Source organism: Pantoea sp. 18059, from assembly GCF_902706165.1.
GTDB lineage: Bacteria > Pseudomonadota > Gammaproteobacteria > Enterobacterales > Enterobacteriaceae > Pantoea > Pantoea agglomerans.
The window spans coordinates 1-461 of sequence record NZ_CACSJS010000031.1; the positions used below are offsets into that span (position 1 = coordinate 1).

1 protein-coding gene is annotated in these 461 nt (G+C 35.4%); it reads left to right on the forward strand.

The annotated features are described in order from the left end of the window. A partial coding sequence (locus tag GVJ63_RS21895) for a Wzt carbohydrate-binding domain-containing protein (RefSeq protein ID WP_200843135.1) occupies nt 1–375 on the forward strand: 375 nt, incomplete at its 5' end. Nucleotides 376–461 lie beyond the last annotated feature (86 nt).

The window sequence follows — 461 nt, forward strand, 5'->3', positions numbered from 1 at the left end:
GTCTATACATGGGGCGAAAAACTAAAGGTAATTATAAATTTTTCATTGCCACAATATTTGCCCAAAGATAACATAAGTGTAGCATTCTCTATTAAGGATTTGAAAGGTACAGATCTTATGGTCTCGACCACGCATGATTTTGCGAAATTGGATTTCTCGACAGGTCAAAATTTCCAAGTAACTTTTGATTTTCAAAACTATTTAACCGAGGGGAAGTATCTCTTGGTGGTTGCTGTGGAAAATCGTAAAAATACAGATGTACACTATTACGAATATATTGAAGGGGCGCAATACTTTGCCTCAGAATCTGAATATCGTATTTTTGGTATATTTCAACCTGTTATAAATCAATCTGCAATTCAATTAGCAGCATGAAAAAAGAAATGAGCATAAATTCTCAAAAATATTGGGACATGCGTTTCTCCACAGATTGGGAGTCTTTGGATGGGCCAACACAATCC